The sequence below is a fragment of the Agriterribacter sp. genome (genome assembly GCF_035444585.1).
Lineage (GTDB): Bacteria > Bacteroidota > Bacteroidia > Chitinophagales > Chitinophagaceae > Agriterribacter.
In genome coordinates this window covers 1-6232 of sequence record NZ_DAOMOZ010000250.1, presented here as the reverse complement: position 1 = coordinate 6232, position 6232 = coordinate 1, and the positions used below count along the sequence as shown (strand labels likewise).

Below are 6232 nucleotides of genomic sequence, written 5' to 3'. Positions count from 1 at the left end.
CAGTACTTCCAAAGATTAGTATTTTCTTTTAATGAACCTACCTGTACTGTAGGGTAGCCTGGATAAATATACGGATATATCCCGTGGTCAGCGGCAAGCCATCGGCCAGCGGCACATTAATAAACATGAGGCATAAGGCCGGGGAGTCTTGGTTGCCTGTCGATAACTACTAACCATAAACGAATAAATTATAAAACCCAAAAGAAACCGGTCACCATCCTGTTCACTACCCGCTATTCATCATGCCATCAATGCTGAACTGATCATTTCCATTATTTTGCGGGAGGTTCATCTGTTTTTTCCGCATTGAAGCTTAACTTTAGTCATGCATCGTTTACTTATTGGGGGTTGTATCCTGACATGCACCACCCTGACGCTTTATGGCCAACAGCTACCCCCCGCCCGTTACAAAGACCGTGTTTTTACGGCTGTTACAACAGATAAAAATATTATTTATCAATCTAACCCACCCGCAGGCACAAAAGAAAAATATTACCTGCTCGACCTGTACCAGCCCGAAAATGATACCAGCACCAGCCGGCCGCTGATCATCTGGATACATGGCGGCGGCTTTAAATTCGGTAATAAAACATCCAGGGGAATACCCTTATGGTGCAAACGCTTCGCCCAACGGGGCTATGTATGCGCTGCCGTAAATTACAGGTTAAGCAAAGAACCTGCTTTATCAAACTTCACGGCTTTGGTAAATGCCTGTTCGGATGCTATGGAAGATATTGACCAGGCAGTTTCTTTTTTTATTAAAAACAGCAACGTATACCGAATCGATACCAGCCGCATCATATTGGCCGGCAATTCGGCCGGAGGCATGATCGCCCTGCATTTGGCTTACAGCAATGCGGTATTGATGAAACAGCTCGTACAGCCCGGTGCTGATCCCGGTCTTGTAGCGGCTATCCCTGAGCGCCGGGATATAGCCGCGGTGATCAACTTCTGGGGCGGCATGTTCGATACCGGTTGGTTAAAAAATGCCAGCGTGCCCATAGTAAGCGTGCATGGCGGTAAAGACAGGATAGTGCCGTTTGGCAAAACAGATAATGGCGTATATGGAAGCTTGGTTATTCATCAAAATGCGGATGCGCTGCACATACCCAACCGTTTAAAAGCATATGAAGGCTACGCACATGAGCTGCAAAAAAGATTCAATCCCTTTTGGGCAGGCAAAGCAACCAAAGTCCGCTGGCAGGAAGCGGGTCAGTTTGCTGCAGATTTTTTATATGAGGAACTCATGGGAATGGTACAATAATTGAAATTCATCATGTAAAACGATCAGTATGCGCAAACAAAGATCATTTCCCGTGATGATTTCCATGGCCGCTATTTTTTTATTCAGCGGCTGCACTGTAGTGGAAGGTATTTTTAAAGCCGGCATGTGGTGGGCCTTCTTTCTGGTGGCGGTTGTTGTAGTGCTTATACTGTGGATCATTGCAAAAGCAAGAAAGAAGTAATGACCTGCTTATTCGTGCATGGAATAACTGACATTTACCTGGCTTCTGATCTCATCCATTGTTCTTATCATTTCGAGGCTGAAAGCATGCGGTAACAATTTACTTTCTATTTGCTTGTTTTGTATACAGCTTAATACCTCTTCTGTTTCAAAATAAAGTCCATGACCTTCCCACTGCATAGGATAGGTTACAGGTTCCCCGTTATACAATTGCAGCTCGATACCGGGTGTTTTTTCAAACCACGGATACAGCATCTTTATCGTTCCCTTTTCTCCCGCTATCTCTACCGGCAGCTTGGTTTCCGATTTCAGCGAAGATTCCAGGGTGGCATGCTGCCCCCTGCTGTAGTGAAAAAGAACCGAACAGGTTTCGTCTATTCCTTCTTCCGACAAAGTTCCAACCGCTTTGATGGTATCGGGCACTCCCATTAACAGTAACGCAAGAAAAACCGGATAAACACCAAGATCCAGCAAAGAACCACCGCCCAACGCAGGATCAAAATAACGACTATCCGGGTCAGCCGGTGCTTTATATCCCATAGACGCCCTGAGGGAAACAATTTTGCCGATCTTACCCTTGCTGATCAACGACATCACCAACCGTATGCCGGGCAAAAACCGGAGCCACATGCCTTCCATTAAAAAGGTTTGTGCTGCCCGGGCGGTATCCACCAGTTCTTTGCATTGGGTTTCATTGATGGTGAGCGGCTTTTCACAGAGTACGGGTATACGGTGTTGCAGACATTGCATCACCTGCCCGTAATGCAGGGTATGGGGCGTGGCTATATATGCCACATCCATATTCCCTTTTGCAATAAAAGTGTCAAGCTCAAAAAATGCATGAGGTATATTAAATGTACCGGCAAATTCCTTGGTGCTGTCCTTATTGTGCCCAAGCACCGCTACCACCTGCTGCGGCGCATTTACAAACACCAGATCCGAAACAAATTCGCGGGCGATGCTTCCGGTACCGATAATACCCCATTTAACAGGTTCCATAGCCAGTGTTTTCAGCTAATAAGTCAATTTCCCTGCCACCCTTCCGGGGTAGTATAACAGTTCCGATGTGCATTTCAGATTCCTCCTGTACTCAGAGGGCGGTCAAAATTGCAGCATGGCAACTTCAATATGTTTAAGTGCGCTTATAACTTCCCCGCAACGATAACTACATAGTAATTGTGGAAATATTTCCCCTTCCGGAAAAAACAGTTTGCGAGGGACAATAAAAACAGACCTCTGCGGAGGACAATTCCTAAATATATCTTTCTACCGTTTCAAGCAAATATTTTACTTCAAAAGGTTTTTCAATATACGCATCTGCTCCCGCTTCTTCAGATAGTTTACCGATATTGGGATTTGCCGAGATCATGATAACAGGCAAATGAGACGTTGTTTTTTGCCCTTTCAGATACCGGCAAATATCAATGCCATCAACACCCGACAATTGTTTGTCAAGCAAAAAAAGATCGGGAATTTCAAATTGATCATTCAGCAGGTCATCGCCGTTTGTTATCAGTTGCACATTATATCCTGCGGTTTCAAAAATTATTTTTAAAATATCCCCTATGCCGGGGTCATCGTCGGTAACCAGTATCTTTTTCTTTTCGGGTATACGCTCCATACACAAACGATTGAAGTGTCCTGGTCTGAAACTAATTGAGCAGCCGGTGATCCTTTCTGAATACAGGCTTCAACAGGCTCACCATATGAATACGCCCCTGTACTTTTACCAGCAGATCCAATTGAATATCAGCAGATATAACTTCTTCGTACGGCTCAAAAACATCCGGTGATAAAAAAAGGTCTTTCGATATAGTGATGACCTTAATCCCGTATTGTTGCTTTAATTCCCCGGTTATATCACACAATCCCCTGTGATCTTTTGCCATTATAACCAGGTTAAATCCATCTTTTGCAAAAAGATCGGCCAGGCTGTAGCTGGCTTTACCGGCTGCCCCGGTAATTAATGCATAGTGAAGATCTGCCTCCATAGTAGTATGATTTACCGCATGTAAACAAGCCTTGTAAAACCATTATTGTGCCGATAAATAAATATGCAAAAAGGAAAATAAAAACAACACCGGTTACGATTTGACAGGCGGCTTTTTTCGCGGTTGCAGCTTATAATGCGCATCTACGGTTTCATCGAGCGAATGAGAAGAATGCAGATCCTTTTCTGCTTCTGCTTTCTCGGAAAGCTTAATATAAAATTTCTTCAGGATCATTAGCTCCTCCTCAGTTAAATCTTCAATATCCACCAAACGGTTACTTGCCCTTTCATCGCTGGCAATCAATTCATTTAATTTTAAGTGGATGGCTGCCGTATCCCTATTTTGAGATTGCTGGATAATAAAAACCATGAGAAAGGTAATGATCGTAGTGCCGGTGTTGATCACCAGTTGCCAGGTGTCTGAATAATCAAATACCGGCCCTGATATTGCCCACAGGACTATAAGAGTGAAAGCAAGGATAAAAGCTGCGGGACTCCCGGTTTTACGGGTTATCCAACCCGAAATTTTATTAAAGACACGGCCAAGATTTGATGTTCTTTTTTTTAAAATACGTTTATTCATTCAGTTGGAAATAAGTGTACAGAAAGATGCTGCTTATCTAAAGCTTTTCCTGGTCTTCAGGATTCACAAATCATGCCATGAACCTCATCCTGATCCTGCATGACCGGCAAGCCGTAAGATGTATTTTTTGGCATGCATTTTAAGCGTCTTATGTAATGTCGCTTGGTACTTATAAAAAAAAACGTGTTTTCTCCAAAACGCCTGAGCCCACCGGTGGAAAATCCGCCGGCAATGAGTTGCGGTTCGTTATCCAAAAGCATGCTGCCACCAACCTGCATTACGATTTCAGGCTCGAAATGAGCGGAGTGCTCAAAAGCTGGGCTGTTCCGAAAGGTCCTTCCACAGATCCTTCGGTTAAACGGCTGGCAATGATGGTTGAAGACCATCCTTTTGATTACAGGACTTTTGAAGGCATCATCCCAAAAGGGCAGTACGGCGGCGGTACGGTAATGGTTTGGGATGAGGGCATCTATGAGCCGGCAGAAGGCAATGCTACAGGGAAAAAAGCAAAAGAAAAAGAATTGCTGCACCAGCTTCATAAGGGAAAGATCGTTTTTAACCTTGACGGCGAAAAGCTAAAGGGGCAGTTTGCACTCGTAAAATCTTCTTACCGCGGCGAAAACTCGTGGTTGCTGATGAAAGTAAAAGACAAATACGCCAAAACCACAGAGGTATTAAAAAAAGAAAAATCAGTAGTTTCAGGCAGAACCTTAAAGCAGATTGAAAATGATGGCTCATCGGCTGTTTACGGAAAAGCCACTCAAAAAAAAACTACGGCAAAAAAAAGCAGCACAACATCTGCCAAAGCATCTCCGGCTAAAAAAACAATAGCCGGCAATGGAAAGAAAATGAAATTTCCCACTACCCTTCAACCCATGCTGGCCACCCTTGCAGACAAACCTTTTGATGAAGAAGGCTGGCTTTACGAGGTTAAATGGGACGGGTATCGTACCATAGCATTGCTTAACAAAAAAAGCACGGAGCTCTGTTCGAGGAACAACAAATCATTCAATGAAAAATTTTACCCTGTTTATGATGCGTTGAAAGAGCTGAAAATAAATGCTGTGCTTGATGGAGAGATCATTGTAGCGGATGAAGAGGGCCTGTCTGATTTTGGTAAACTGCAGAACTGGCGCAGCGAAGCAGACGGCGAGCTCAAATTTTATGTATTTGATATATTATGGCTGGATGGTTATTCGCTCATGGACCTCCCGTTAACCGAAAGAAAAGAAAAATTAAAAGACACGCTCACCGATGATCATCCGGTGATACACATCAGCCAGGCTTTTAACACTACCGGAACGGAGTTTTTTGAAGCGGCCCGAAAGATGAAGCTCGAAGGCATCATAGCCAAAAAAGGGGATTCATTGTATTTTCCGGGAGCAAGGTCAAAAGAATGGCTCAAAATCAAAGCCGCCAAACGTCATGAAGTGGTCATTGGCGGCTATACACAAAATGAAGGAAGCCCCAAACATTTCAGTGCCTTACTGGCAGGCGTATACGAAAAGAACAGGCTTGTATATACCGGCAAAATCGGCACCGGGTTTTCGGATGAAATGCAGAAAGAAATGATGGCCAAATTTAAACCGCTCATCACAAAAACCAATCCTTTCACCTTTGAACCCGATGTAAATAAGCCTTCAAGATTTAGGCCCAACCCTCCCCACGCAACCGTTACCTGGCTTAAACCAAAATTGATCTGCGAAGTGTCGTATACGGAGATGACCACCGATGGCGTAATGCGGCATCCATCGTTTGAGGGCATGCGGGAAGACAAGAAAGCACAGGATGTTCACCCCGAAAAACCCATGTCCACCAAACAGTTGCTGAAAAAAGCGCCCCCTGTACCCGATAAAAAAAAGCTGCTTATAAAGAACGGAAAGCCCGAAAGAAAAACACTGCTTAACCCCGATGATCAGCAACAGGAAAGAAAGATCAACGGGCATTCGCTCACTTTTACCAACCTGGGCAAACTGTATTGGCCAAAAGAAAAGATCAGTAAACGGGATATGCTGAACTACTATTACCAGGTAGCTCCTTATATATTGCCTCATTTAAAAGACCGTCCCCAGTCGCTCAACCGCCATCCCAACGGGATCAACGGCAAAAGCTTTTACCAGAAAGATGTAACGGGTAAGGCGCCCGGCTGGATAAAAACTTTTCCATACCGCAGCGCAGAAGACAACAAAGACAA

The 6232-nt window shown here is 44.2% G+C and carries 7 protein-coding genes; 3 read left to right on the top strand and 4 right to left on the bottom strand.

Going from position 1 to position 6232, the window contains the following annotated elements:
• The first annotated feature begins 325 nt into the window (after nt 1–325).
• On the top strand, nt 326–1264 hold the full coding sequence (locus PLH26_RS19110) for an alpha/beta hydrolase fold domain-containing protein (RefSeq protein ID WP_324587623.1): 939 nt from the start codon (nt 326–328) through the stop codon (nt 1262–1264).
• 28 nt (nt 1265–1292) lie between these two features.
• Entirely contained in the window at nt 1293–1466 is a 174-nt protein-coding gene (locus PLH26_RS19105; protein WP_324587622.1) for a phosphatidate cytidylyltransferase, read from the top strand.
• Between the two features lie 8 nt (nt 1467–1474).
• Here PLH26_RS19105 and PLH26_RS19100 read toward each other — a convergent pair whose 3' ends face one another.
• From PLH26_RS19100 to PLH26_RS19085, 4 genes are all read right to left on the bottom strand, one after another.
• Nucleotides 1475–2464, bottom strand: coding sequence for a Gfo/Idh/MocA family protein (locus PLH26_RS19100; protein WP_324587621.1), 990 nt, complete (start codon nt 2462–2464; stop codon nt 1475–1477).
• 253 nt (nt 2465–2717) lie between these two features.
• The gene (locus PLH26_RS19095; RefSeq protein WP_324587620.1) at nt 2718–3086 is read right to left on the bottom strand and encodes a response regulator; all 369 of its coding nucleotides are present in this window, start codon (nt 3084–3086) and stop codon (nt 2718–2720) included.
• Nucleotides 3087–3117: 31 nt separating this feature from the next.
• Nucleotides 3118–3456: a Rossmann-fold NAD(P)-binding domain-containing protein gene (locus tag PLH26_RS19090; RefSeq protein ID WP_324587619.1), complete on the bottom strand. Its 339-nt coding sequence runs from the start codon at nt 3454–3456 to the stop codon at nt 3118–3120.
• A 93-nt stretch (nt 3457–3549) separates the two neighbouring features.
• Complete coding sequence (locus tag PLH26_RS19085; protein ID WP_324587618.1) at nt 3550–4038, bottom strand: low affinity iron permease family protein; 489 nt, start codon at nt 4036–4038, stop codon at nt 3550–3552.
• 155 nt (nt 4039–4193) lie between these two features.
• Between PLH26_RS19085 and ligD the strand changes: the two genes are divergently transcribed.
• On the top strand, nt 4194–6232 hold a 2039-nt coding region (gene ligD / locus PLH26_RS19080), incomplete at its 3' end, for a non-homologous end-joining DNA ligase (protein ID WP_324587617.1).

Excerpts from the sequence above, each read along its gene's own strand:
- PLH26_RS19090 (WP_324587619.1), bottom strand. The coding sequence starts at position 3,456 with ATGGAGGCAGATCTTCACTATGCATTAATTACCGGGGCAGCCGGTAAA.
- PLH26_RS19095 (WP_324587620.1), bottom strand. The coding sequence starts at position 3,086 with ATGGAGCGTATACCCGAAAAGAAAAAGATACTGGTTACCGACGATGAC.
- PLH26_RS19105 (WP_324587622.1), top strand. The coding sequence starts at position 1,293 with ATGCGCAAACAAAGATCATTTCCCGTGATGATTTCCATGGCCGCTATT.
- PLH26_RS19110 (WP_324587623.1), top strand. The coding sequence starts at position 326 with ATGCATCGTTTACTTATTGGGGGTTGTATCCTGACATGCACCACCCTG.
- PLH26_RS19100 (WP_324587621.1), bottom strand. The coding sequence starts at position 2,464 with ATGGAACCTGTTAAATGGGGTATTATCGGTACCGGAAGCATCGCCCGC.
- PLH26_RS19085 (WP_324587618.1), bottom strand. The coding sequence starts at position 4,038 with ATGAATAAACGTATTTTAAAAAAAAGAACATCAAATCTTGGCCGTGTC.